1 protein-coding gene is annotated in these 763 nt (G+C 30.8%); it reads left to right on the top strand.

Translation table 11 applies throughout. The features are described 5' to 3' along the window. Positions 1-386: 386 nt before the first annotated feature. Complete coding sequence (locus ACFIKB_RS09505) at positions 387-542, top strand: hypothetical protein (protein WP_375636767.1); 156 nt, start codon at positions 387-389, stop codon at positions 540-542. Positions 543-763 lie beyond the last annotated feature (221 nt).

Here is a 763-nt window from a genome sequence, read left to right as displayed (position 1 = left end):
GTTATTCTCATCATAAATGAATAGCAATAGAAGATGGGCGTATTTCGAGTAAAAATGTATTTTTTATTGTGAGGTTTTATGTGAAAAAATCATTTATCATCTCCAAAAGGAATTATTTGAGTAATCGATATTTATTTTTGAGAGAGGTTTTTCCTTATAAGAGAAATATATATAATAATAATATTATCAATGAATGCAGCATTATTTTTATGACAAGATAGGCGGCATGTTATTTTGCATAATTCTACTGCTGATAAGATTATTATTGGATTATATATTGCCTAAAAGGTGATCAATTACATAACAGTGAGCAGCAGATAAGACAGTTTTTGATGATGCAAAAAAATATATAGATAAATGGTTTTCTGAATCCATAGGATAATGCGATGAGTAATGTTGTGAATGATGCAAAATCTTACACGGATACAAAATTTGAAGCATTAAGATATGATATGAAGACAGTTCAGAAAGAAGCAAGACAGGCGGCCTCTGTTGGTTTAGCAGTATCGAATTTAAGTTATATCGAATTTAAGTTATTTTGATATTTTTTGGTCTTTAAGTGTCTGTTTTGGTAATGGTTTATAGCGTAGTCGATCGGCTTTTGCCTTTGGAGCTGGTTGTATGTCAGAAGATGGAAAGATCGCTCTAATATATCCGCAATGAGTTCTGGCGGAGATTGGGGAAGAGGTGCTAGCTTAAGATTAACGCTGAATTTATGATAGTAAAGGATTATTTTAACAACATTTATTCTTATTTTATTGAA

It is taken from the genome of Bartonella sp. MR110HLJHH, from assembly GCF_042194225.1.
Classification (GTDB): Bacteria; Pseudomonadota; Alphaproteobacteria; order Rhizobiales; family Rhizobiaceae; genus Bartonella; species Bartonella grahamii.
Note: the sequence above shows the minus strand (reverse complement) of the source record. Positions and strands in the feature narration are given on the sequence as shown.